This window comes from Oceaniglobus ichthyenteri (assembly GCF_003057885.1).
Lineage (GTDB): Bacteria > Pseudomonadota > Alphaproteobacteria > Rhodobacterales > Rhodobacteraceae > Oceaniglobus > Oceaniglobus ichthyenteri.
Map to the genome: position 1 here is coordinate 341,643 of NZ_QAGK01000003.1, position 23,532 is coordinate 365,174.

At 59.7% G+C, this 23,532-nt stretch carries 21 protein-coding genes and 1 tRNA gene; 13 read left to right on the forward strand and 9 right to left on the reverse strand.

The genetic code is table 11. From position 1 onward, the window contains the following. Window positions 1–12: 12 nt before the first annotated feature. The 3 genes from C8265_RS07070 to C8265_RS07080 all read left to right on the forward strand — a co-directional run bounded on the left by C8265_RS07070 (window position 13) and on the right by C8265_RS07080 (window position 3,724). Window positions 13–1,056 carry an ABC transporter permease gene (locus C8265_RS07070; protein WP_108483361.1) on the forward strand — a complete coding sequence of 348 codons (1,044 nt, stop codon included), beginning with the start codon at window positions 13–15 and terminating at the stop codon, window positions 1,054–1,056. A gap of 94 nt (window positions 1,057–1,150) precedes the next feature. After that, the gene (locus tag C8265_RS07075) at window positions 1,151–2,098 is read left to right on the forward strand and encodes a D-ribose ABC transporter substrate-binding protein (protein ID WP_108483281.1); all 948 of its coding nucleotides are present in this window, start codon (window positions 1,151–1,153) and stop codon (window positions 2,096–2,098) included. Window positions 2,099–2,269: 171 nt separating this feature from the next. Then, on the forward strand, window positions 2,270–3,724 hold the full coding sequence (locus C8265_RS07080; protein WP_108483362.1) for an aldehyde dehydrogenase family protein: 1,455 nt from the start codon (window positions 2,270–2,272) through the stop codon (window positions 3,722–3,724). An 8-nt stretch (window positions 3,725–3,732) separates the two neighbouring features. Here C8265_RS07080 and C8265_RS07085 read toward each other — a convergent pair whose 3' ends face one another. Continuing rightward, window positions 3,733–5,919, reverse strand: coding sequence for a fused MFS/spermidine synthase (locus tag C8265_RS07085; protein ID WP_108483363.1), 2,187 nt, complete (start codon window positions 5,917–5,919; stop codon window positions 3,733–3,735). Window positions 5,920–6,130: 211 nt separating this feature from the next. Here C8265_RS07085 and C8265_RS07090 point away from each other — a divergent pair, with 211 nt between their 5' ends. Then, window positions 6,131–6,619, forward strand: coding sequence for a GNAT family N-acetyltransferase (locus C8265_RS07090; RefSeq protein WP_108483282.1), 489 nt, complete (start codon window positions 6,131–6,133; stop codon window positions 6,617–6,619). Window positions 6,620–6,684: 65 nt separating this feature from the next. Beyond that, a tRNA-Asp gene (locus tag C8265_RS07095) sits at window positions 6,685–6,761 on the forward strand. Window positions 6,762–6,871: 110 nt separating this feature from the next. On the opposite strand, the gene mazG is transcribed toward C8265_RS07095, so the two are convergent. After that, window positions 6,872–7,696, reverse strand: a complete 825-nt coding sequence (gene mazG / locus C8265_RS07100; protein WP_108483283.1) for a nucleoside triphosphate pyrophosphohydrolase — start codon at window positions 7,694–7,696, stop codon at window positions 6,872–6,874. A 61-nt stretch (window positions 7,697–7,757) separates the two neighbouring features. Here mazG and C8265_RS07105 point away from each other — a divergent pair, with 61 nt between their 5' ends. From C8265_RS07105 to C8265_RS07130, 6 genes are all read left to right on the forward strand, one after another. After that, entirely contained in the window at window positions 7,758–8,921 is a 1,164-nt protein-coding gene (locus C8265_RS07105) for a M20 aminoacylase family protein (RefSeq protein WP_108483284.1), read from the forward strand. Window positions 8,922–9,041: 120 nt separating this feature from the next. After that, on the forward strand, window positions 9,042–10,010 hold the full coding sequence (gene speB, locus C8265_RS07110) for an agmatinase (protein WP_108483285.1): 969 nt from the start codon (window positions 9,042–9,044) through the stop codon (window positions 10,008–10,010). A gap of 36 nt (window positions 10,011–10,046) precedes the next feature. After that, entirely contained in the window at window positions 10,047–10,508 is a 462-nt protein-coding gene (locus C8265_RS07115) for a DUF1499 domain-containing protein (protein WP_108483286.1), read from the forward strand. Between the two features lie 81 nt (window positions 10,509–10,589). Continuing rightward, entirely contained in the window at window positions 10,590–11,639 is a 1,050-nt protein-coding gene (gene prfA, locus C8265_RS07120; protein WP_108483287.1) for a peptide chain release factor 1, read from the forward strand. Further along, entirely contained in the window at window positions 11,636–12,490 is an 855-nt protein-coding gene (gene prmC / locus C8265_RS07125; RefSeq protein ID WP_420818847.1) for a peptide chain release factor N(5)-glutamine methyltransferase, read from the forward strand. Before prfA ends, prmC begins: the two co-directional genes overlap by 4 nt. A 207-nt stretch (window positions 12,491–12,697) precedes the next feature. Further along, the gene (locus tag C8265_RS07130; RefSeq protein ID WP_108483288.1) at window positions 12,698–13,384 is read left to right on the forward strand and encodes a DUF4167 domain-containing protein; all 687 of its coding nucleotides are present in this window, start codon (window positions 12,698–12,700) and stop codon (window positions 13,382–13,384) included. 3 nt (window positions 13,385–13,387) lie between these two features. Here the strand turns inward: C8265_RS07130 and rsmA are convergent, their stop codons facing one another. The 6 genes from rsmA to lptF are packed head-to-tail and all read right to left on the reverse strand — an operon-like array spanning window position 13,388 to window position 20,858. Beyond that, on the reverse strand, window positions 13,388–14,239 hold the full coding sequence (gene rsmA, locus C8265_RS07135) for a 16S rRNA (adenine(1518)-N(6)/adenine(1519)-N(6))-dimethyltransferase RsmA (protein WP_108483289.1): 852 nt from the start codon (window positions 14,237–14,239) through the stop codon (window positions 13,388–13,390). Window positions 14,240–14,290: 51 nt separating this feature from the next. Then, on the reverse strand, window positions 14,291–15,271 hold the full coding sequence (pdxA, locus tag C8265_RS07140; protein WP_108483290.1) for a 4-hydroxythreonine-4-phosphate dehydrogenase PdxA: 981 nt from the start codon (window positions 15,269–15,271) through the stop codon (window positions 14,291–14,293). Further along, a complete protein-coding gene (locus C8265_RS07145) occupies window positions 15,268–16,497 on the reverse strand; it encodes a peptidylprolyl isomerase (RefSeq protein ID WP_108483291.1) in 1,230 nt (409 codons plus the stop codon). The genes pdxA and C8265_RS07145 overlap by 4 nt, the downstream gene beginning before the upstream one ends. 35 nt (window positions 16,498–16,532) lie before the next feature. Next, window positions 16,533–18,653 carry an LPS-assembly protein LptD gene (locus C8265_RS07150; protein ID WP_164512291.1) on the reverse strand — a complete coding sequence of 707 codons (2,121 nt, stop codon included), beginning with the start codon at window positions 18,651–18,653 and terminating at the stop codon, window positions 16,533–16,535. After that, window positions 18,646–19,740, reverse strand: a complete 1,095-nt coding sequence (gene lptG, locus C8265_RS07155; protein WP_108483293.1) for an LPS export ABC transporter permease LptG — start codon at window positions 19,738–19,740, stop codon at window positions 18,646–18,648. Before lptG ends, C8265_RS07150 begins: the two co-directional genes overlap by 8 nt. Next, window positions 19,737–20,858, reverse strand: a complete 1,122-nt coding sequence (gene lptF / locus C8265_RS07160; protein WP_108483294.1) for an LPS export ABC transporter permease LptF — start codon at window positions 20,856–20,858, stop codon at window positions 19,737–19,739. The genes lptG and lptF overlap by 4 nt, the downstream gene beginning before the upstream one ends. A 134-nt stretch (window positions 20,859–20,992) precedes the next feature. Here lptF and C8265_RS07165 point away from each other — a divergent pair, with 134 nt between their 5' ends. Then, on the forward strand, window positions 20,993–22,456 hold the full coding sequence (locus C8265_RS07165; RefSeq protein ID WP_108483295.1) for a leucyl aminopeptidase: 1,464 nt from the start codon (window positions 20,993–20,995) through the stop codon (window positions 22,454–22,456). A 1-nt stretch (window position 22,457) separates the two neighbouring features. Next, on the forward strand, window positions 22,458–22,916 hold the full coding sequence (locus C8265_RS07170) for a DNA polymerase III subunit chi (RefSeq protein WP_108483296.1): 459 nt from the start codon (window positions 22,458–22,460) through the stop codon (window positions 22,914–22,916). Between the two features lie 6 nt (window positions 22,917–22,922). On the opposite strand, the gene C8265_RS07175 is transcribed toward C8265_RS07170, so the two are convergent. Beyond that, window positions 22,923–23,498, reverse strand: coding sequence for a retropepsin-like aspartic protease family protein (locus C8265_RS07175; protein WP_338065773.1), 576 nt, complete (start codon window positions 23,496–23,498; stop codon window positions 22,923–22,925). Window positions 23,499–23,532: the final 34 nt, after the last annotated feature.

A 23,532-nucleotide genomic window follows, 5' to 3' on the forward strand; every position in this document is an offset into this window, starting at 1 on the left:
GGGAAAACCAAAATGTCGGACGCAAACACAGCGCCAGCAGCGGGCAAAAAATCCGGCGGCTTCAATCTGGTGCATTTGCTGTTGGAAGGGCGGGCGTTTTTCGCCCTGATCCTGATCATCGCAATCTTTTCGGTTCTGTCGGCAAATTATCTGTCGGTGTCGAACTTTTTGATCATGACATCGCAGGTGGCGATTTTCGGCCTTTTGGCTGTGGGCATGTTGCTGGTGATCCTGTCGGGGGGGATTGACCTTTCCGTTGGCTCAACGCTGGCGCTGTGCGGCGTATTCGCCGGGTATCTGATGCAAGGGATCGAGCTCGAGGCGCTGGGCGTGATCCTGTATATGCCGGTTTGGGCCGTGTTCATCTGCACCTTGGCGATGGGCGCGTTTGTTGGCGTGGTGAACGGCGTTCTGGTTGCGTATTTCAAGGTGCCGGCCTTTGTGGCCACTTTGGGTACACTTTATGTGGCCCGCGGCGCAGCCTTGTTGATGACCAATGGTCTGACCTTCAACAACCTCTCGGGCGATCCGTCTTTTGGCAATACCGGGTTTGAATGGCTCGGGTTCAACCGCCTTTGGGGGGTTCCGATCAGCATTTTTGTGCTGACCGCCGTGGCCGTGGCGACGCATCTGTTGCTGACACGCTCGCCATTCGGACGCTGGCTGTATTCCACGGGCGGCAACGCCAAGGCGGCAGAATTGTCGGGTGTTCCGGTGAAAAAGGTTCAGATCTGGGTTTATGTCCTGTCGGGCGTGTGCGCCGCCATCGCTGGTATCGTGCTGAGTTCACAGCTGACCTCGGCCGGACCGACCGCCGGCACCACGTATGAGTTGACCGCGATTGCCGCCGTTGTGGTTGGCGGCGCGTCCTTGATGGGCGGGCGCGGCACGGTGCAGGGCACATTGCTGGGCGCATTCGTGATTGTGTTTCTGGGCGCGGGCCTCGTGATTACAGGCGTTTCGTCTTACTGGCAGACCGTTTTTACCGGCGCGGTTATCGTGTTGGCCGTGATGCTGAATTCCATCCAATACGGGCCCAAAGCCAAATCAGGCTGACAAAGGCCCACCAAATTCGTCTGTGTGCAGGGCAACGACCCTGCCGCGAAAAACGCCGAAACCCGGCATAGATCGATCAAAGGGAGAAGACACCATGATGAAATTAACCAAACGCACATTGCTGGCCGCCGCGACTGCGCTGCCGCTGATGGCAAGCTCGGTTTGGGCCGAGGGCCTGATCTCGATCATTGTTACCGATCCGGCCAACCCATACTGGTTCACCGAAGGCGAAGTCGCCAAGGCAACCGCCGAAGAATTGGGATACGAGGCCAACGTGACCGCCCACAAGGGTGACACCAACGTCGAATCCAACCTGATTGATGCGGCGATCACCAATGGCGCCAAGGCGATCATCCTCGATCCGGCCAATGCCGATGGGTCGGTTGGTGTTGTGCGCAAAGCCACCGAAGCGGGCATTCCCGTGTTCCTGGTAAACGCTGAAATCAACGAAAGCGGCATCGCGATTGCACAGCTGGTTTCAAACAACGCTCAGGGCGCGGCCTTGGGTGCCGTCACCTGGCAGGAAATGGTCGGAGACGAGGCGAAATACGTCGAATTTTTCGGCAATCCGTCCGACAACAACGCCGCCACCCGGTCAAACGGCTATAACACCGTATTGTCGCAGTACCCCGGTTTGGAAAAAGTGGCCGAAGAAGTGGCCAACTGGGACCGGACCCAAGGGTACAACAAGATGCAGTCGATCATTCAGGCCAACCCTGAAATCGATGCGGTGATTTCGGGCAACGATGAAATGGCTCTGGGCGCCATTGCCGCGCTGAAGGAATCCGGCAAATTGGAAGGCGTCGTCATCGGCGGTTTCGACGGTTCGCCCGATGCGGTCGAGGCCGTGAAAAGCGGTGAAATGGCATATACCGTGCTGCAGCCCGTCGCCGTATTTTCGCGCGAAGCGGTCATTCAGGCCGATCACTACATCAAAAATGGCACCGCCATGGTTGAAAACGAAAAGCAGCTTTTCGATTGCCTGCTGATCACACCTGAAAACGTCGCCAACTATACCGCGCCGTTCACACTGTCGAACTGAGCCTTGCCAAATTGACGACAAAAGGCGCCCTTTGGGGCGCCTTTTTTGTGGCTTGGGCGGGGTTTGGCAAATCGTCTTGCCGTTCGGGCGCAAACCGATGACATTGGGCCAGTCACAAAATGGGCGGTTGCGCCCGTTTCCAATTCTTACAAAGAGCGTTCCGGCAATCCCATGACCATAAAACCTATGAACATCGATCCGACACATTGCTTTATCGCGGGGCGATGGGCGCCATGCGAAGGCGGCGAAACCCTTGCCCTGAAAAATCCGTCTGATGGCACGGTTCTGTGCCAGATTGCGCGGGGCAGTGCGGCGGATATCGATCGCGCCGTGCAGGCGGCCCAAACCGCGCTGGATGGCCCGTGGGGAAAGATGACCGCGCCCGAGAGGGGCCGGATTTTGCAAAAAATCGGCGCGATTGTTTTGGAAAACGTCGAAGAACTGGCGCGTTTGGAAGCGTTGGATGTGGGTAAGCCGCTGAAACAGGCGCGGGCCGATGTGTTGGCCTTGGCGCGGTATATGGAATTTTACGCCGGGGCCGCCGATAAATTGCACGGCACCACGATTCCCTATCTGGATGGCTACACCGTTTACACCCTGCGCGAACCCCATGGTGTGACCGGCCATATCATCCCGTGGAATTACCCGATGCAGATCATCGGCCGCTCGGTCGGGGCGGCGCTGGCCACGGGAAATGCCGCCGTGTTGAAACCCGCGGAAGAGGCGTGTTTGACCGCGCTGGCCTTTGGCGAAATCGCGCGCCAGGCCGGATTGCCCGACGGGGCGCTGAACGTGGTGCCGGGCCTGGGGGCCGAGGCAGGCGCGGCGCTGAGCGAACATCCGGGCGTGCATCACATTTCATTCACCGGCTCGGTCGGCGTTGGCAAAATGATTCAGCGCGCGGCATCCGATCACATCGTGCCGGTGACGTTGGAATTGGGCGGGAAATCCCCGCAACTGGTGTTTGACGATGCCGATATTGAAGCCGCTTTGCCTTTTCTGGTGAATGCCGGGATTCAGAATGCCGGGCAAACCTGTTCCGCCTCATCGCGTATTCTGGTGCAAGAGGGGGTATATGACGAGGTGGTGCGCCGCATGTCAGAGCGGTATAGCGCGCTGCGCTGTGGCCCGGCGATGGATGATCTGGATGTGGGGCCGGTTGTCTCGGCCCGTCAAAAAGACATTGTTGAACGCTATATCGCCCAAGGTGGCGATCTGCGGCAAGTTGCGCAAGGGCAGGTCGCCGACGATGCGCCCAAAGGCGGCGCCTATGTGCGGCCCACCCTGTTTGCCGATGTGCCGCCAACCCATGTTTTGGCGCAACAGGAAATATTTGGCCCAGTCCAAGTGATTATCCCGTTCAAGGATGAGGCCGAGGCGGTTGCCATCGCCAACGGCACCGATTTCGGTCTGGTCGCCTCGGTCTGGTCGCGCGATGGGGCACGGCAGATGCGGCTGGCGCGGGCCTTGCGTTCGGGTCAGGTGTTTTTGAACAATTATGGCGCGGGGGGCGGCGTTGAATTGCCATTTGGCGGCACCGGTCTTTCGGGCCATGGGCGGGAAAAAGGGTTTGAGGCCCTGTATGGCTTTACCACCTTGAAAACCGTTGCCGCCTATCACGGTTAGACTGCTCCTTACTCAAGGATCGACAAAAGATTGGCGTAATTGTCTGTCCAAACCCTTTCACCATCACTGGTGAGAGGCGCCCATCGGCCATCCCCCGCCATTTGCCCAAGGTCGGCATCGTGGCGGGCAAACATCACAACGCGCGAGGGGCTGTCAGCAGGATCTTGGGCGCTTTTTCCGGGATAATGTTGGATGCGCGCGGCCAGACCCAAGGCGGCAGCACTGCGCGCCAGGGGGCGGTGAATCGCATAATAACGGTTGGAAATATGGTACACCAACACACCGCCGGGGTTCAGGCGCGACAGGTATAACTCCATCGCCTCGTGCGTCGTCAGATGCACCGGCACGGAGTCGGATGAATAGGCGTCAATCACCAGAATATCGTATCGCGCATCTTTTTGTTGGGCCAGCACCACACGGGCATCACCCAGATGGGTGGGGGCATTGGCGGCGCAGTGCGACATGAAGGTGAAATAATCAGGGTTGCGCGCCACCCGGTCAACCACGCGGTCAATCTCGTAAAATTGCCACTCTTGATGGGGCAGGGCGTAACAGGCCAGCGATCCAACCCCAAGGCCGACGATCCCGACCGATGTGGCGGCCTGACCGATATCCGATGTCATAACCTGCGCCATGGGGCCGTTTTTGTGGTAATAATACAACGGTTCGGGCCTTTGCCCGTCGAAATCCGCCAAACGCTGCGCCCCGTGCACCGTTGTGCCGTTGGAATACAGCCTGAGCGCGCCTTCGTCGCTGACCTGATGGGTGCCAAAAAAGCTGCGGTCGCGAAAATGGGTGGTGTCGGGAATGAACGTTGCGCCGACCAGGGTCAGTGTTGCGGCAGCAATGGCCGCCGCCAACAAAGTTTTGCGCAACAACAGCGCCACACATCCTATCAGGGCGACCAATCCAAGCGAAAGCATGGTTGCGTCTTTCACCCCGAAACTTTCAACCGCGACGATGATTGGCAACACTGCCCCAAGGCCAACCAAAACCCCCATTCCCGCCACTTGCGGGGAAAGTTTCATCCGGCCCGACAAAACCAACAGCGCCGCGATCAGGGTGGTCACGCCGCCCTCATACAACCCATCAAAGAGTGCTGGCGCGATGATCGAATTGAACAGCCCACCCAGCGCACCGCCCACCGACATGATCAGGTAGAACACCGTCAGATGTGCCGCTTCGGGGCGGGTGTCATACAGCCGTCCGTGGCAAAACAGGGCCACCGCGAAAAAGCTGGCGATCAATGCGCCAACGCCGAACCATGATAAATGCGCGCCGAACACCTTGGTGAAAATCAGGCCCAGCACCGCCAAGGCGGCCAAATACCCGATGCGCAGCACCCCCGCGCCGAAAACGGGCCTTTGCGTGAAGGTAAATACAAAGCTGAGCAAATACAGCGCCAAAGGCACGACCCATACCATGGGGATTGACCCGATATCGGTGGCAATCTTGGTGGTGGCGGCCAACATCAGGGAGGACGGGACAAAGGCCAATACCAGCCAGATGCCGATCTGTCGCAGGGTCAGTGGCAAAGCAGCCCGTTTCGGCGCGCACGTTACCGACCCGCGCGCGCAAAGCCCCGACAGCATTAAAAACCCACCCAGCGCCATAAACCCGTACATCCACCCCGTACCGATTCGATCCGCGCCCAGCCACGGTTCGGCCACCAACGGGAACGCCAAAAGCGCGATCAGCGACCCAAGATTTGATGCGCCGTACAAGAAATACGGATCATCCGCCGATGGCCCGCCCGACGTGCCATACCACCGTTGGATCAACGGCGCATTGGCCGACAGCACCGCAAACGGAACCCCGACCCCGGCGGCAAACAACAGCAGGGTTTGCCAGGTGGCCGATCCGCTGGCGTCATATGACCACCCATCGGGAACCGACAGGGGCAGGAACAGCAGCGCCAGTGCCCAGATCGTGATATGGCACGCCATCTGGGCGCGCACAGGCACATATCTGGTCAACAGATGCGCATAGAGGTATCCGCCGATCAGCACCGATTGAAAAAACAGCATCGCCGTCGTCCAAACCGCAGGCGCGCCGCCAATCTGTGGCAAGACGATTTTGGCAAACAGTGGTTGCACGAAAAACAGTAGCGACGCCGACAAGAAGATTGTCGTGGTAAACAGCACCGGAGTAAGTGAAATCCGATGGGTGCGCGCGGGTGTGTCTGTGGTGTGCATGCCGGACCTGTTGGTTGATTCCGTTATCGGCATCCAACCGTTAAAATTGGGTAACATTGCGGCGTGGAAAAGGTGATATTCATGTTTGTTGGCCGTTTCAGCCCGCAACAGATGGTTCGGGCCGGTGTTGATGACCCGCTGGGCGATTGGCAAAGCGCGGAAATCCCGTTAGCGGTGGATCATCCTGATCCATTGTTTTGTTGAGGCTTTGATGATCCTTCGCCCTGCTACCCCTGCCGATTTGCAAGATTTGCACAATCTCCACCACGCCAGTTGGGCCAGCGCGTATCGCGGCATGGTGCCAGACGGGGCCTTGGGCGCGCCGCTTGATGATCATATGGGGCGGGTCTGGGCTGAACTGCCCGGCGGCATTACCGTCGCCCATGACGGCACCCGCCTGATGGGGTTTGTGCGGCTGAAACCCAATCAGGGCTGGCCGTATATCGACAACCTGCATGTGGCGCCCGATTTGCGCGGGCACGGCATTGGCGAAAGTTTATTGAAGGCCGCGGCCACCCAGGCGGAACAGGGGCGGATGTGGTTGACGGTTTTGGCGGTAAACCACGGTGCTCGCAGATTTTATCGCCGAATGGGCGGGCAGGAAGGCGCGCAGATGACCGAGATTCTGTTGGACACATCGGTGGCAACCTATCCGGTTATTTGGGGGCATTTGGCGCCGTTGATACGTGGCGCAGAATAATTGTTAAAAAACCTGTCTGAACCGCTTGACCCCCCCGGCGGTATTCTTTAATCCCCACCTCATGCGCGGTTGTAGCTCAGTTGGTTAGAGTACCGGCCTGTCACGCCGGGGGTCGCGGGTTCGAGCCCCGTCAACCGCGCCACTTACCCCTTCATGTTGAAGTTTAGATTTCAGCATGGGGGGTATTGGCTTTTGCGCCACTCCCTTGTCAGTGTTACTTGTTGATCTTGGATCGTTGCGGGCGATGCTGCGCTATGTTTCTGCGCGCTCGTCTGCCTTGGCCTGATCCCACAACGCATCCATTTCCTCCAAGGTGGCCTCGTCACAACTGCGCCCCTGGGCGTGCAGCGCTGACTCGATATATGCAAACCGGCGGGTGAATTTCGCGTTCGTGCCGCGAAGCGCGGCCTCGGGGTCGACATTCAGGTGGCGCGCCAGATTGGCCATGACGAACAGCAAATCCCCCATTTCATCGGCCACCGCGTCCGGGTTCAGAGAATCGCGCGCGGCAACCAGCTCTTGCGCCTCTTCCACCAGCTTATCCAGAACCTGCGTTGTTTCCGGCCAATCAAACCCCACACGCGCCGCCCGATTTTGCAACTTTACCGCCCGCAACAACCCCGGCAGGCCAAGGGCAACACCATCAAGCGCGCCGCGCTGGGCCTGACCGGCCCGTTCGCGGGCTTTTTGCGCCTCCCAATCCCTGGTTTGTTGTTGGGGCGATTTATCGCGGGATTCGTCGCCAAACACATGGGGATGGCGGTTGATCATCTTGTCGGCAATCGTATTGACGATATCATCAAAGGTGAAATGCCCGGCCTCGGCGGCCATCTGGCCGTGATAGACGGCCTGAAAAAGCAGATCGCCCAGTTCGCCCTTTAGATCGGTCATATCACCGCGCTCGATTGCGTCGGCAACTTCGTAAGCTTCTTCAATTGTGTAGGGCGCGATGGTTTGAAAATTCTGCACGATGTCCCACGGGCATCCGGTTTCGGGATCGCGCAGGCGGCGCATGATTTCAACCAGACGCGAGATATCGCGCGGATAGCTATGAATCGGATCGGAACGATTGGTCATTTACGCGGCCTTGTTTCTTGGTCACGCTATACTTTTGAGACAGTGCTGCGCAGGAGTCCATATGCCCGTCGTCAACCGCATCGCAGATTTTGCCGAAGATATGACAGCCTGGCGCCGATGGCTGCATCGCAACCCCGAGCTGGGGTTCGATCTGCGCAAAACCGCCGCGTTTGTGGCGCAAAAGCTGCGGGATTTTGGTGTGGATGAGTTGCACCAGGGAATTGCGCAAACCGGCATGGTGGCGATCATCAATGGCCAGAGCAGCGGGCCAACAATCGGATTGCGCGCCGATATGGATGCCTTGCCGATCCACGAGGAAACCGGTGTTGATCATGCCAGCGAAACGCCGGGCGCGATGCATGCCTGCGGCCATGACGGGCACACCACCATGCTGTTGGGCGCGGCGCGCTATCTTGCCGAAACCCGGCGGTTCAACGGGCGGGTGGCATTGATTTTTCAACCTGCCGAAGAGAACGGCGGCGGCGGGCAGGTGATGGTGGACGAAGGCATCATGGACCGGTTCGATATTTCGCAAGTGTTCGGAATCCACAACGCGCCCGAACTGCCCGAGGGAACGATTCATACCAACGCCGGCGCGGTGATGGCGGCGGTTGATGAATTTCGCGTGACAGTGAATGGCGTGGGAGGCCACGCGGCCTATCCGCAGGATTGCGTTGATCCGATTCCGGCCCTTGTGGCGATGGTGCAGGGGTTTGACACCATCGTGGCCCACAACAACCGGCCGGTGGATGATCTGGTGGTGAAGGTGACGCAGATACATACCGGCACGGCCAATAATGTCACGCCGCCGGACGCCTGGTTTTCGGGGACGGTGCGCACGTTTGATCCGGCTGTGCAGGAAATGGTGATCGCGCGAATGAATGCGCTGGTCAGCGGCACCGCGGCCGCCTTTGGCGTGAGGGCGGATTTGGCATATGAAAACGGGTATCCGGCAACCATCAACACGGCAGAGGCCACCGCATTTGCATTGGATGTGGCGCGCGATGTTGTGGGGCCGGATCGGGTGGACGGTGCCATGGTGCGGATGATGGGGGCCGAGGATTTTTCGTATATGTTGAATGCGCGGCCGGGGTGCTATTTGTTTCTGGGGCAGGGGGGCACTGCGTTTTGCCATCATCCGGCCTATGATTTCAATGACGCGGTTGCGCCGATTGGCGCGTCGTTTTTTGCCCGTCTGGTGGAGCGGGCCTTGCCCGTGCGATAACGCCCCCCGAAGCGTCGCCCACCCACCCACCCCGCCGCTTCGGGGGGCGTGGGGTGGGTTTGGCAAATGTCGGAGCCTCCGGCGGGGATATTTTCAGCAAGAAAAAGACAGGATTACGAAATGGCATTGGAAGATGCGAAAAGTCAGGTTGATGTGGCCTTTAGCCGGGACGAGCGGCGTGGGCTGGCGTTTGAGAATGCGTTTGGCGGCGCGACGTCGTTTTTGCGGCGGGCCTATACCAAGGATTTGGCCGGTGTGGATTTGTGCATCACCGGCGTGCCGTTTGATCAGGCGGTGACACACCGCCCCGGCACAAGGTTCGGGCCGCGCGCGATTCGCGAGGCAAGCGCGCTGCAGGCGTTTGATCCGCCCTATGGCTGGGGGTTTGATCCGCTGAGCGAATTTGTGATCGTGGATCACGGCGATATGGCGTTCGATTATGCCGATACCGCCAGTTTTCCGGGGTTGGTTGAGGCGCATATCGGGCGGATTTTGATGGCGGGACCGGGCACGGTAACCTTGGGTGGCGATCACTTTATCACCTTGCCGATCCTGCGGGCCTATGCGGCGAAATATGGGCCGATGGCGGTGATACAGGTTGATGCCCACAGTGATTTGTGGGCCGATGATGATATGTCGCGGATCGACCACGGCACATTCATGTATAAAGCCGTGAAGCTGGGTTTGGTTGATCCCAAACGCTCGGTTCAGATCGGGATTCGTACGGAATGCCCCGATTATCTGGGAATGAACGTGATTGACGCCGCAGAGGTGCATCGGATCGGCCCCGATGCGGTGGCACGGCAGGTCAAGGAAATTGTCGGTGATGCCGCCACATATCTGACATTTGATATTGATGGGTTGGACCCGGCGTTTGCACCGGGCACCGGTACGCCCGTCTGGGGTGGATTGGCCAGTTGGCAGGCGGCGGCATTGATGCGCGGATTGGCAGGGATCAACCTGGTCGGGGGCGATGTGGTTGAGGTGTCACCACCCTATGACACCACAGGCGCCACGGCCATTGCAGGCGCCCATGTGGCGACCGAGTTGATATGCCTTTGGGCATGGAACCGGCGGCAGGGCGGATGATTTGAAAGATCAGATGAATTTTAAGCGATGTACGGAATGAAAATGGTTTTGGTGTGGATAATCGCTGCGGTGATGGTTGTCGTCGTGGCATTTGGCGCATGGGTGCGTCTGGCCCCCCTTGATGCGGCGCGCTTTCACACCGATCCGGTAAGTGCCGAGGCGCCGGGTGATGCCGGATGGTTGGTGCGCCCCGAGGGAGGGGATGCGGCGTGGCCCAGGTTTGATCGTGACGCGGCGGCACTTTTGGCGGCATTCGATACGGTGGCGCGCGGCACACCCCGTACCACGGCAATTGCAGGCAGCCTGGCCGAGGGGCAGATCACCTATGTCACACGATCGCGGATTTGGGGGTTTCCCGATTACACGACGGTGCGCGCCGTGCCGGTGAACGGCGGCGCGACCCTGGCGATTTTGGCCCGGGCGCGATTTGGAAAATCGGACATGGGTGTCAACCGCGCCCGTGTTAAGGCGTGGTATGACGCCTTGAGCGGGTCCTGAGCCGTTTCAAAAGACATCGCGCACGGTGCGTTTTACCCAACCCCTCTTGACCAAAAGCCATTCCTGCGCGATGGCAGGGGGATGGTACCCCTTGACCGCCTTGCGCAGATCACCGAACGTTTTGAATATCTTGAGGCTGCGATGTCGCAGGCCGGGGGCGATGTTGCCGCCCTGGGCCGCGAATACGCCGAATTGCGCCCTGTGGTGGCACAAATCGATGCCTATCGTGCCCTGCTTGATGAGTTGGAGCAGGCCGAAGAGATGCTGTCAGACCCGGAAATGCGCGCCTTGGCCGAAGATGAGCTGCCCCGGCTCAAGGCGCAGCGCCCCGCATTGGAAACCGCACTGCGTCTGGCGCTCTTGCCCCGGGATGCCGCCGATGCCCGCCCCGCGATTCTGGAGATCCGCCCGGGAACTGGCGGCGATGAAGCATCGCTTTTTGCCGGTGATCTGCTGCGCATGTATCAGCGGTTTGCAGAAAATCGGGGATGGCAGTTTGAAATCATTTCCGAACAACAGACCGAACTGGGCGGCATCAAGGAAGTGATCGCCAATGTGCGCGGCGAAGGCGTATTTGCGCAGATGAAATATGAATCGGGCGTGCACCGGGTGCAACGGGTGCCCACCACCGAATCGGGTGGGCGGATTCACACATCGGCGGCCACCGTGGCCGTATTGCCCGAGGCCGCCGATGTCGACATCGATATCTCACCCCAAGATATTCGCATTGATACCATGCGCGCCAGCGGCGCCGGGGGCCAGCATGTGAACACCACCGATTCGGCCGTGCGCATTACCCATATTCCCACTGGCATTGTCGTGGTCAGCGCCGAAAAATCCCAACACCGCAACCGTGAAATTGCCATGGGTGTGCTGCGCGCCCGGCTTTACGATGCCGAACGCCAGAGGGTCGACAGCGAACGCAGCGCCGATCGCAAATCGCAAGTGGGAAGTGGCGATCGAAGTGAGCGGATCCGCACCTATAATTTTCCTCAGGGGCGAATGACCGATCATCGTATCAATCTGACCCTCTATAAACTGGATCAGATCATGCAGGGCGATTTGTCTGACGTGGTCGAAGCGTTGGTGGCCGATGATCAGGCCCGCAAACTTGCCGAGTTTGAAGGGTGACACTGGACGGTGCGCACTACCGTGATCTGTTGCGCGCTGCCACCTGTGCACTGGAACAGGCGGGAATTGACGGCGCGCCGCGCGATGCCCGGCTGCTGTTGGCCCATAGTATCGGGGTTGCGCCGGGGCGGCTGACCCTAATCCTGGGCGATAGCGTTAGTGAACAGGCACGCGATAATTTTCAGGGTGCAATTCAGGCGCGGCTTGCGCGAAAACCGGTGTCTCATATTCTGGGCCGCAAAGCATTTTGGGAGGGCGAATTTGAGGTGACCCAAGACACCCTTGCGCCACGTCCGGAAACGGAAACCCTGATAGAACATGCACTTGCCAAGCCGTTTTCAACCATTCTGGATCTGGGTACCGGCACGGGTTGCATTGCGATTTCGCTGTTGATGGCGCGGCCTGAAACCCACGCGACGGCCTGTGACATTTCGCCTGCCGCCTTGGCCGTGGCAGGGCGCAATGCCACACGTCATGGGGTGCAAGACCGCCTGACCCTGGTGCAATCGGATTGGTTTTCAAACCTGACCGGGCGGTTTGATCTGATCGTGTCAAACCCGCCCTATATTGCCGCGGCCGAAATGCCGGGCCTTGCCCCCGAGGTGCGTGAATTTGACCCGGATCTGGCGCTGACCGATCATGGCGATGGTTTGACCGCCTATCGCGCGATCACCGAACGCGCGATGGCGCATCTGACCCCCGAGGGGCGGCTGTTGGTTGAAATCGGCGCGACCCAAGGCGCGGCGGTGCAAAATCTGTTTGCACAGGCGGGGTTTGGCGCGATCAGGTGCTTTCCTGATCTGGACGGGCGTGATCGTGTTGTCGGCGGATTCGCCGCTACAACGGCATAAACGCCTTGAAACTGCGCTTTTGATGCAAATTCTGCTTGTCATTTAACGGGGGGCGTGTTTTTAAAGGGGGGCAAAGTCGGGGATGCTCTGCTCGCTCCCCCTTGTTTATCGCCCGCAATATCGCATTTGATCCGGTTTCGCCTAATGATGGGGCGATGTGTGCCAGGATCGAACGTGGCCCAGAATATAGCCTGGAATCAAAACATAATGAGATCTTCCAAGTCCCGGTCCCGGAACAAAAGTAACCGTAGCAATAACAATAACAATCGGTCCAGCGTGAATATCGTGAACCGGGTGTTTGACAGTTCCGGCCCCGAAAGCAAAGTGCGCGGCACGCCGCAGCAAATTATTGATAAGTATAATCAATTGGCGCGCGATGCGCAGTTGAGCAATGATCGTGTCGCGGCTGAAAATTTTCAGCAGCACGCAGAACATTACCTGCGTCTGCTCAGTGAGGCGCAGCGCGAAATCGACGCCCGCCGCGAACAAGAGGCCGCAGCACAAGCGCAGCGTGATCGCCAGCATCAGCAGAACCAACAGAATCAGCAAAACACCCAGCCCGATTCCCAACAACAGCCCCAGCCGCAGGCAGAAAAACCTGCCCAGGAACAGCCTTCCGGGGATGGCGCACAGCCCGCCCAAGCCGAGGCCGATCAACAGCCGCGCCCACCGCGCCGCGCCCGCACGCCAAGGGCCGAGAAAAAGTCAGAGCCGCGCGATGATGTGATCGAAACGGAAAACTCCGGCGATTCCGGTCTGGTGGACACCCCCGAAAGCAAGCCGAGCAAACCGCGCCGCACCCGTGCCAAGCCAAAGCCAAAGGCCGACACCCCTAAGGAAAGCGTGCAAGCAGCGGATGAACCCGCCCCAGACGCGCCAAAGGCCGCCGAATAAACCTTAGGGTGCCAGCGTCCGGGCAAGGGCGCAAAACTGCTCCAACGACACCTGTTCGGCGCGCTGCGTGGGCGCAATCCCCGCAGCGATCAGGCGGTCTTCAATGTCGGGTGCCGCGCCTTTCAGTGCGGCGCGCAACATCTTGCGCCGCTGATTGAAGGCCATCGCCACCACCCGGAACAATACCTTGGATGGGGCCGGAAATCGCGGTTCATCCAAGCGGTCAAAATGCACGACCGCAGAATGCACCTTGGGCGCCGGGGTAAATGCCTCGGGCGGCAGCGACATGACAATGCGCGGCGTACTGCGCCATTGGCTGAGAATGGCCAACCGGCCATAGGCCTTGCCCCCTGGTTGTGCGATGATCCGCTCGGCGACTTCGCGTTGAAACATCAGGGTCAGACTGCTCCAGAAGGGGGGCCAGTCTTCGTCGCGAGGGCCAGGATCAAGCCATCGCACCAATAATTCGGTTCCAACATTGTAGGGCAGGTTGGCGACCACCTTGATCGGCGGGGTCAGCAGCGCGCGGACATCCACATCCAATGCATCCCCCTCAACCACCTGCAATCTGCCGCCCGAAACGGCGGCGATTTCGCCCAATGCGGCCAGGCACCGGGGGTCTTTTTCCACCGCCAGAACCCGGCGCGCGCCGTGCAACAACAGCCCGCGCGTCAGGCCGCCGGGGCCGGGCCCCACCTCCAACACGTCACACTGGCTCAGATCTCCCGCTTGGCGGGCAATCTTTTCCGTCAGGTTAAGATCCAGCAGAAAATTCTGCCCAAGCGATTTTTTCGCCGCCAGATCATGGGCCGCCACCACTTTGGCCAATGAGGGCAGGCCATTCAAATCACCCATCCCGTGCCCTTTCCGTTTCTAAAAATATCCTCCCCGAAGGGCCGCTCTCGTTCAACGCGCCGCGCGCGATTGCGCCATCTGTTCGGCCATCCGCAGCGCCGCAATCAGGGATGACGGATCGGCGATGCCTTTCCCGGCGATGTCATAGGCGGTGCCATGATCGGGCGATGTCCGGATGAACGGCAGGCCCAATGTGACATTGACGCCGCCGGCAAAATCCAGCGTTTTGATGGGGATCAGCGCCTGATCGTGGTACATGCATACCGCCGCATCATACCCGGCGCGGGCCTTTTCATGGAACATCGTATCTGCCGAAGCCGGGCCAGTGATCGCCATGCCTTCGGCACGCAACGCTGCGATCACGGGGGCGATCATGGCAATTTCTTCATCGCCCATGGTGCCGCCTTCGCCGGCGTGGGGGTTCAATCCGGCCACCGCAAGGCGCGGCATATCGAGGCCGAAATCACGGATCAGGGCCGCGTGGGTGATGCGCAGGGCGTCGCGCAGCAATTCAGGCGTCAGCGCGGCAGGCACATCGGCAAGGGCGATGTGAATCGTCACCGGCACCACGCGCAAGGCATCGCAGGCCAACATCATCACCACCCGGTCAACCCCCGCCAAGGCGGCCAGATATTCGGTATGGCCGGGATAGGCAAAGTTCGCCCCGTCCTTCAGCGCCTTTTTATGAATCGGATTGGTACACAGCGCCGAGGCGGCACCCTTTTGCACCAAATCAACGCCACGCGCGATTGCATCGATCACCCCTTGGGCATTGGCGGGGTCGGGTTGGCCCGCAATGGCGGGGCCGGCAAAATCGTGGCGCAGCACCGGCAGGGCGCGGGTGCTGGCCGGAATCGCATCACCGGGCGTGTCGATCAGGGCCGTTGGCGTGCCCACGGGCAGATGTCGTGGGTCGCCAATGTAAAAGAACGGCAACCGCGCACCAAGCTGGCGCCATGCGGCGGCGGCAATTTCGGGGCCAACGCCGGATGGATCACCACAGCTAAGTGCAATGGGGGCGCGCGCGTTCATTCGATGCGGATCGTGGCATTGGCGCGCAATTCCGCCAGATAAGCCGACGCCATGGAGGACAGCCGTTGATTGAGAAGGCGCAAACGCACCGCATCGCGGTCTACGGTTTCGTCTTCGGTTGCGGCGGCGCGCCGGTTGCACAGCATGAGAAACACCAGGGTCTGGCCATTGTCGCGGGTCAGCCCGGTGGATACTTCGTTTTCGTCCAGCTTGGCCAGTTCCAGCGCGACATCGCCGGGCACGGCCCCTGCTGCCACGGTTGATCGCTGCAACACACTGGGTGGCAGACCCTTGGCGACGCCATAAAGATCATCGCATGTATCCACCCGCGCCTGAATGCGCGCGGCTTCGGCCAGCGCGGCTTCCGACCGGCCACCGGGGATGTAAAACGCCGCATACTCCACCTCAAGGGTATCGGGCGTTGCGGCGTCGACCTCTTCCAGTGCGCGCAGTTGAAACAGCGCCACGGCGTTGGGGATGGAAATCGGGTCGGTCACTTCGCCCGGGCGCAAGGTCAAAATCCGTGCGGCGACGGTGGGCGGCAGATTGCCGATGGGCAACCATTCCAACCGGCCCCCGGCCCCGCGTGACGGCGATGCGGAATATGACCGCGCCGCACTGGCAAAGGCGGGCAGGGTGGTGATGCGCGTAATTTCTTTTGCCCGGTTTTGCGCGGCGGCGGCGGCGGCGGGCGTATTGGCAGGGAGGATGATTTCGCTCAGCAGAACGCGCACGCCCGGCGCGGTTGCCTCGCGTTTTATTGCGGCATCAACATCGGCTTGGGTGATGTTGGCGCGCCCTTGGAACCGTTGGCGGATGACCTCGCGCCAGGCCAGCCCGACGGCGACGAAATCACGGAAACTTTCCACCTCGATGCCATTCTGGGTCAGGGCGGTAATGAAATCTTCGCGGCTCAGGTTGGCGCGGCCGGCAAATTCGGTCATGCCCTCGGCGACATTTTCGGCCTTTACGGTAATGCCCAGACGTTTGGCAACCTCAAGCTGCAAGCGTTCCTCGATCAGGTTTTTCAGCGCAACCTCTTGCGGATCGCCGGGCGAGCCGAACAATTCTAACATCCGCGCCCTTTGATCCCGCTCATAGGCGGTGATGACCCGTTCGTTCACTTGCGCCACCGGGGCAAACAGGTTTTGTGCCTGGGCGACGGGCGCGGTCAGCGCCAGCAGCGCCACAGTGGCGGCCCAGCGAGACAAGGATAGGATGGTCATCGGCAGTATGCTCCCTCAGATCATGCCGGTCGGTCTTATTTCGTGCAGACGCGGCGATAGGATTCGTTGTTGCGGCCAGACCCAAAGCCCGCAAGCGAGACATTCAGGCCAAAGTCCGTACTTGAGGCCACATTAGTGGAGGATGTGAACCGACGCGAGACCGAAACATCAACCGTCAGACATTCTGACCGGTATTCCAGGCCAAAACCGGCTTTGGCGGCGCGGTCTTCGACCAGATCAAACCGCCCGTCAATCCGCCCGGTCCAATGGCGCGACAAACGCTGTGCGGCATCGATGGTCAGTTCGTGGGTGATGTTGGGGCGGTTTTCGGCGGGCTCGGCCTCCATCCAGACATAGGATGAGCCGATCGCGGTGCGGTCATTTTGCCAGGCCAGGCGGGCTTCGTTTTTGGTAAAGCTGAAATCGTCTTCGAACAGGGCGCGATTGGTCAGTGCCAGCCGGTCACCGATGCGCAATTGCGTCGCCGCCAGCCAATTGGAGGTCTCGCCCGACAACCCGGTGCCCGGCGCGAACTGGGTGTTGATTTTGCTGCGCACCACCCGCCCCACGGTCATGCCAAGGGTCCAGCCGGCGGGGTCATACCGGGTCCAGCGCAGGCCGATATTGGCGCGCAGGCCTTCTTCGCGCGCGTCTTCGCCGGGAAAGCGGGACAGTGAAAACAGATTGCCTTCGTCAAATTCCACCAGAACGGAATCTTCGTTTGGCACGGCATTGCCGCGGGTTTCGGACCATGCAAGCTGGATCACCGGTTCCAGCAGGTGATAGGCGCCGCCTGTTTCGGTTCGCTGGAATGGCCAGCGCAATTCAAGGCTGGCGCGCGGGGTGAACACGCCGGTGTTGGTGGCAAATGCGCTGTCCTGGCGGGTGTCATAGATGGCGGTGGCAAATCCGACGCTGCCGGTGGCCAACATCCCGTTGCGCAACGCCACCGTGCGGCGATAATCAGCGGCCATGCCAATGCGGCTGACATCGCGCCCCGCGCCCGACAGATTGGAAGACCGGGTCAGGCTGGCCGCATCCAGCCCCAAGAGAAATTCACCGCCCCAGGCCGCCACCCGGCGTTCATAGCTGATGGTGGAAAACGTGCGCGGCAGTTGATCGCGGATCGGTATTTCGGTCGGGCGCAGGGTGCGGAAATCGGTAACGCTGGCGCGAAACAGATCGTTGCGCCGCGCCCGTGTCAGGCTGATTTCACTGTCCAGTCTGTCTTTGTCGGAATAATCATAGTCGAGCAGATAATTTTCATCGGACACGATTTCAAAATCGAAATTCAGGCGGAATTCACGGGGCAGATTGAAACTGCCGGCGCCGAACATGTAATATCTTTTCGTGCCTCGGCTTAGGGTGTCATCGGTGATCGCGCCGTCAAAAGTGATATCGCCACTGGCGAATGCCTGGCGATACTGCACCTCAAGGGTGTTGGTGGCCGTACTGACATAGGGGGTCAGGGTCAGATCGGCATGATCGCCCAGTTTCAGAAAATAAGGCAGTTTCAGCCCGGTTTTCAGGGTCGAAGAGGTGCGTAGCGACGGCAGCATGAAACCGCTGGCGCGTTTCAATGTCGGGTCTGGCAGGCGCAGCCGGGGGGCGTAAAAGATCGGCACACCCAAAAGGCGAAATTGTGCCTGATCGAAATACAGCTGCCGTTCCTGGCTGTCATGAATGATCTCGCGGGCGCGGATTTCCCACACGGGTGTGGGGTTGTTGGCGCAGACCTCGCAAGACGAGGCAACCGAATCCGACAGCCGCGTGTAACGCCCATCGACCCGGGCAATTTCATTGGCGGCCAGTTGCAACTGTTGATCCAGAACCAACCGGGCGGATTGCAAAATGCCGTTGCGCAGATCTGCGTCAAGTTCGGCGGTGCCGGCCAACAGGATGACGCGCCCGTCACCCTCGATCAGGGTGATTGGCCCCTCAATACGCAGGGCATCGCCAGCGCGCGAATAGGTCACGCGCGTGGCCCGCAACCGGGTGTCGCCATAAAGAATTTCGATATTGCCCGAAGCGACCAAGGTATTTTGCCGGGTCAGTTCGACCCGGTCGGCCACCAGCGTCGCCGCATCCTGGGCCAGAACGGGCAGGGGCGCGCAAAGCAACAGCAGGATCAGCCACAGGCGCGCCACGTCAGCCATCCTCCCAGTGGAGCAATAGCCCAAGGGGCAGCAAAATTGCCGCCACAGGCGGGCCCCACGCGGCCAAAAGGATTGGTAACTGCCCATTCTCCCCAAGGATTTGCGCGAAATTGCGGATGAAATAAAGAGAAAATCCCATGCCCAGTGCCATCATGACCATCAAACCGGTGCGTCCGAACCGCGTGTGACGCATGGTAAATCCAGCGCCCACCAATACCATTGCCACCAAAAGCAGGGGCAATGAAAGCTCCATATGCAGCCAGACCAGATGTTTGCGGGCCGAAAATCCGGCGGTTTCCAGTTGGTCAATGAAACCGGGCAAATCCCAGATCGGAATGGCCGAAGGGGTGGCGAAACTGTCCAGAATCTGATTGCGGGTCAGGTTTGAGGGTAGGGTATAGGTTTCGTGCAACGTGGCATCACGTTCGGGGTTGGCGCTGCTGAATTGCCATTCCTTGACGTTGGTCAACTCCCAGGCATCGGTGCCCAACCGCGCTGATTGCGCCTCAAGTCGCAGCATCGGCCCGCCTTGGGCGGCAAAGGTGATAAAGCTGACGTTATACAGTTGGGTGCCGTCCAGATTGGCCCGTTCGGCGCGGATCACGGTTTGGTTTTGACCATCGCCCTGGCGCAACCACAGGCCTTCGCGACTGATCGACAGGACGCTGGACGGGGTGGCGGCATAGCGGCCGGCGCTTTGCTCGTATTGTTTCGATGTCGCGGCAACGATCGGGTTGAACACGGTAATTGCCAGCACGCCAATGACAAGCGCAACGATGATCGGCGCGTTCAGGCTGCGCAGGGCCGACCGCCCCGAGGCCCGGGTCACCACCAATTCGGATGTGCGCGCAAGGGTGAGAAACAGCGTCAGCGTGGCCAGAATCATGACCAAAGGCAAAATCCGGTACAGGCTTTCGGGCACATGCAACAGCGCAAGCCCGACCAGATCGATGAAACGCACGGCGTCACTGTCAAATCGGCGCACCTGATCGACCAGATCCAGAAGCAGCAGAATGGTGGTGAACACCCCCAGCACGCCCAGAAACGTCACCGCAAACCGGCGGGCAAAATACAGATGCAATGTCATGTCGCCACCCTGCGCATTCGGCGAAATACACCGGGATGCGCCGCAATCCATAAAAATACGATGGCCAGGATCATGCCAAACACCGCGGGCGCATAGGCCAGCGGCCACAAGGCCAGCGGCCGCGCCACATCGGTCACGGCGTTGTCAAACAACTGTATCACGATCAGGCACAGGATCGCGCCAACAACCTGTTTCCACACCCCAAAACGTGAAAAACCGCCCATCAACAGCACTGCAAACCCGACCAAGGGGGCAACAAACCCCAACAGGGCTTCGGTAATCCGGGCGTGCCCCTCATAATACAGGGTGGCGGTGGTTTGTCCGGTTTCGGCGGCCAGCGCATCGGTGGGGGATAAAAGCTGAACAGTGCCGAGTTGTCGCACGGTACGCGGTCCAACACTGGGCAGATCAACCAACGCCCCCACATCAAAGGCAAATTCCTGAAATCGGGTGGTGGACAGGCGGTTGTTCTGTTTGCTCAGGGTTTGCACCATGCCCTGAAACATCAACAATTTCGGCCCCGCATCACTGCGCAGCAACAGGGCGCGCTCAGCCGTATAGGTGGCGCGCTGACCCTGTTTGCGCGCGTCAGACAGGAATATATCGCGCAATTCGCCATCGGTGGTGATTTCGCGGATGTAAAAGGTGACGCCCTCGGCGGGATGCAGGAATTCGCCCTCACTCAGCAATCGCGCGGTCACGTTTTCCGAAATTTCGGCGCTGCGTTGTGTCAACTGCCCGATTGAGGCGGGAATCAACACATGGCTCAGCACCGACATGAAAATTGCCACGATGACGCCAAACACCAACACCGGGCGCGCCATGCGCCATGGGCTGTATCCTGTGGCCTGAATGACAACCAGTTCGCTTTCGTTGCTCATCCGGTTGGTGACATAGATCGACGCGGCAAAGGCCGATACCGGCAACACGATGCGGATCACATTGGGCAGGCTGAGTGCGGTGAATTCCAGAAACACAAAGGCCGATTGGCCATTGGCAATCAGTTGATCAAACAGCGATACCGCGCGGTTCACCCAATAAACCAACACCAGAACCAATGAGAAAAAACCAAAGACCCACATGAATTGTGACAGCATATATCGGTCGAATCTGGCCACCCGTATTCCCCCGGTTCTTATGCCCGCTTTGCCCACCTTAGACGATGGCGGCGGGGGGGAAAACTCCCTTCTGGTCAATGGGCGGATCGGCGGCTAGGTTCTGTCGCAACATGAAATTTACAAGGAATTCTGCCATGACCACGCCTGCCGCCCTATCGTTTGTTGCCGTTGATCTGGATGCCATCGCCACCGCACCGGGCCGTGTTGTGGTGTTTGCCGATGCCACCACCGTGAACGGGCCTGCAGGCCGGGTTGATGATCTGACCAAAGGCGCGGTGTCGCGGTTTTTGAAAAGCGATGCGTTTGAAAAGCTTGACGAGGGCGCGGCGGTTGATCTGGCCTGGCCCGTGGGTATGGCGGCAGACGCGGTGCAGGTTGTGAAACTGGCCCCCGGCACAACAGGCGAAGCGGCGCGTCAGGCCGGTGTTGCCATCGGGCGCGGCGCGGGGACTGATCCGGTGCTGATCCTGGCCGATGGTCTGAGCGGGATTGAAGATGTCGCCTTGGGTGCGGTTTTGCGCGCCTATGATTATACCGATCAAAAGACCGGCGATGCCTTTGCCGCAGGTGCAATCACTGTGATGACCGCGAAACCCGATGATCTGGCCGCCGCCGCCGACACAATCAGCGCCCGGGCACAGGGGGTATTTTTCACCCGTGATCTGGTGAATGCCCCGTCCAACGTGTTGACCACCACGGAATTTGCCACCCAACTGGAAGGGTTGCGCGATCTTGGGGTGAAGGTTGAAGTATTGGACGAGGCCGAGTTGGAAGAGCTGGGCATGCGCACCCTGCTGGCCGTGGGCATGGGCAGCGAAAGCCCCAGCAAAGTGGTGGTCATGCAGTGGAAAGGCGGCAAGGATGAGCCACCCTTTGCCTTGATCGGCAAGGGTGTGGTGTTTGACACTGGCGGTATTTCCATCAAACCCGCTGGCGGCATGGAAGATATGACCATGGATATGGGCGGCGCGGGCGTGGTGGCCGGCGTTATGAAAACCATCGCCTTGCGCGGTGCAAAAGCCAACGTTGTCGCCTTGGTTGGTCTGGTTGAAAACATGCCCGATGGCCGCGCCCAACGCCCCGGTGATGTGGTGAAATCCATGAAGGGTGACACGGTTGAGGTGATCAATACCGATGCCGAGGGCCGGTTGGTTCTGTGTGATGTGATGTGGTACGCGCAAGAGCGGTTCAAACCCTGTGGCATGGTCGATCTGGCCACCCTGACCGGCGCGATTGTTATCGGGTTGGGCCATGACAACGCCGGAGTGTTTTCCAATGATGACGCGTTGTGCAACGGTTTTCTCAAGGCGGCGGGCGCCGAGGGCGAAGGCGCGTGGCGCATGCCCTTGGGCAAATCCTATGCCAAACAGCTGAAATCGCGGGTTGCCGATGTGAAAAACGTGGGCGGGCGGCCCGGCGGATCAATCACCGCTGCGGAATTTCTGCACCGGTTCGTGAAAGACGGCACGCCATGGATTCACCTGGACATTGCCGGTGTCGCCTCAACCTCGGATGAAAGCGTTTATGCCCCCAAGGGCGCGTCGGGCTGGGGGGTTCTGTCGCTGGATCGTCTGATCGCGGATGGTTACGAGGGATAGCATGGGCGCTGCCTTTTTCTATCATCTGACCGAACGCCCATTGGAAGATACCTTGCCCATGCTGTTGGGCAAGGCGCGTCAGGCGGGCTGGCGGGTGTGCGTGCGCGGGGCCAACCCGCGCCGCATGGATCAATTGGATGAACGTCTGTGGACCCACGGCAGTGACCCGTTTTTGCCACATGGCCAGGCGGGCGGCGAATTTGACGCCGATCAGCCGATCTTGTTGACGACAACGCCGCATATGGCGAATGCGGCGCAATGTCTGATGACCATCGAAGGCGCCGATGTGACCCCCGAAGAAGTGACAGCGCTAAAGCGGGTGTGCGTGTTGTTTGACGGAAACGATCCGGCCGCGTTGGACAAGGCCCGCGCGCAATGGCGCAGCCTGACCAAAGCCGGGTGCAGCGCACAATATTGGAGCGAAGCTTCGGGCCGATGGGAGAAAAAGGCCGAAAGCTGAGCCGCCCTAGCGTTCCAGAATCAAACGCCCGCCGGAAATTTCGATCCGGCCATACCTTTCAAGATAGCGCATTCCCAAAAGCGAGCCGAACATCTCACCGCCATTGACCGACGCGCCAACATTGCGATCAACGAAACCGCCCAATGTGACGCTGTCCAACGTGACCTGGGCAATTGGCACCGTGCCATTGGCGGTTTGCGCCCGGCCCAGATAGGCAAGGCGCGTGGGGTCAATGCCCGCCGCTTTCGCGTCTTGCTGGCTTAGCACGATGTCGGACGCCCCGGTGTCAACGACAAACCGGATCGGGGCGCCATTGATGGCAAGGCTCAGGTGATAATGGCCGTCGATGCCGCGCGGTACCTCAATCCTTGTGCCATCGACAACGCTTTGACGCGGGATCACATCATCGCGCATATCGTCCCACAATCCGGCAGCGGCAATCACACCGACAAATATCAGACCCCAGATCAACCCCTGTTGCAGCGTTTTGCCAAGGTTGCGCCGGTTCGAAATGACATAACTGCCGCCAATCGCCAGCAGCAAAAGCATGAAATACAGGATCTGTCCAAAGCTATCATCCATCATGAATCAGAGATAGGCGCAGACCGCATAAATT

Coding starts and splice junctions, on each gene's coding strand:
- speB (WP_108483285.1), top strand. CDS start 9,042: ATGGCATTGGAAGATGCGAAAAGTCAGGTTGATGTGGCCTTTAGCCGG.
- C8265_RS07165 (WP_108483295.1), top strand. CDS start 20,993: ATGACCACGCCTGCCGCCCTATCGTTTGTTGCCGTTGATCTGGATGCC.
- prfA (WP_108483287.1), top strand. CDS start 10,590: ATGGTACCCCTTGACCGCCTTGCGCAGATCACCGAACGTTTTGAATAT.
- rsmA (WP_108483289.1), bottom strand. CDS start 14,239: ATGGGTGATTTGAATGGCCTGCCCTCATTGGCCAAAGTGGTGGCGGCC.
- C8265_RS07080 (WP_108483362.1), top strand. CDS start 2,270: ATGACCATAAAACCTATGAACATCGATCCGACACATTGCTTTATCGCG.
- mazG (WP_108483283.1), bottom strand. CDS start 7,696: ATGACCAATCGTTCCGATCCGATTCATAGCTATCCGCGCGATATCTCG.
- pdxA (WP_108483290.1), bottom strand. CDS start 15,271: ATGAACGCGCGCGCCCCCATTGCACTTAGCTGTGGTGATCCATCCGGC.
- C8265_RS07170 (WP_108483296.1), top strand. CDS start 22,458: ATGGGCGCTGCCTTTTTCTATCATCTGACCGAACGCCCATTGGAAGAT.
- C8265_RS07130 (WP_108483288.1), top strand. CDS start 12,698: ATGAGATCTTCCAAGTCCCGGTCCCGGAACAAAAGTAACCGTAGCAAT.
- C8265_RS07115 (WP_108483286.1), top strand. CDS start 10,047: ATGAAAATGGTTTTGGTGTGGATAATCGCTGCGGTGATGGTTGTCGTC.
- C8265_RS07085 (WP_108483363.1), bottom strand. CDS start 5,919: ATGCACACCACAGACACACCCGCGCGCACCCATCGGATTTCACTTACT.
- C8265_RS07105 (WP_108483284.1), top strand. CDS start 7,758: ATGCCCGTCGTCAACCGCATCGCAGATTTTGCCGAAGATATGACAGCC.
- C8265_RS07145 (WP_108483291.1), bottom strand. CDS start 16,497: ATGACCATCCTATCCTTGTCTCGCTGGGCCGCCACTGTGGCGCTGCTG.
- C8265_RS07075 (WP_108483281.1), top strand. CDS start 1,151: ATGATGAAATTAACCAAACGCACATTGCTGGCCGCCGCGACTGCGCTG.
- C8265_RS07175 (WP_338065773.1), bottom strand. CDS start 23,498: ATGGATGATAGCTTTGGACAGATCCTGTATTTCATGCTTTTGCTGCTG.
- C8265_RS07070 (WP_108483361.1), top strand. CDS start 13: ATGTCGGACGCAAACACAGCGCCAGCAGCGGGCAAAAAATCCGGCGGC.
- C8265_RS07150 (WP_164512291.1), bottom strand. CDS start 18,653: ATGGCTGACGTGGCGCGCCTGTGGCTGATCCTGCTGTTGCTTTGCGCG.
- lptG (WP_108483293.1), bottom strand. CDS start 19,740: ATGACATTGCATCTGTATTTTGCCCGCCGGTTTGCGGTGACGTTTCTG.
- C8265_RS07090 (WP_108483282.1), top strand. CDS start 6,131: ATGATCCTTCGCCCTGCTACCCCTGCCGATTTGCAAGATTTGCACAAT.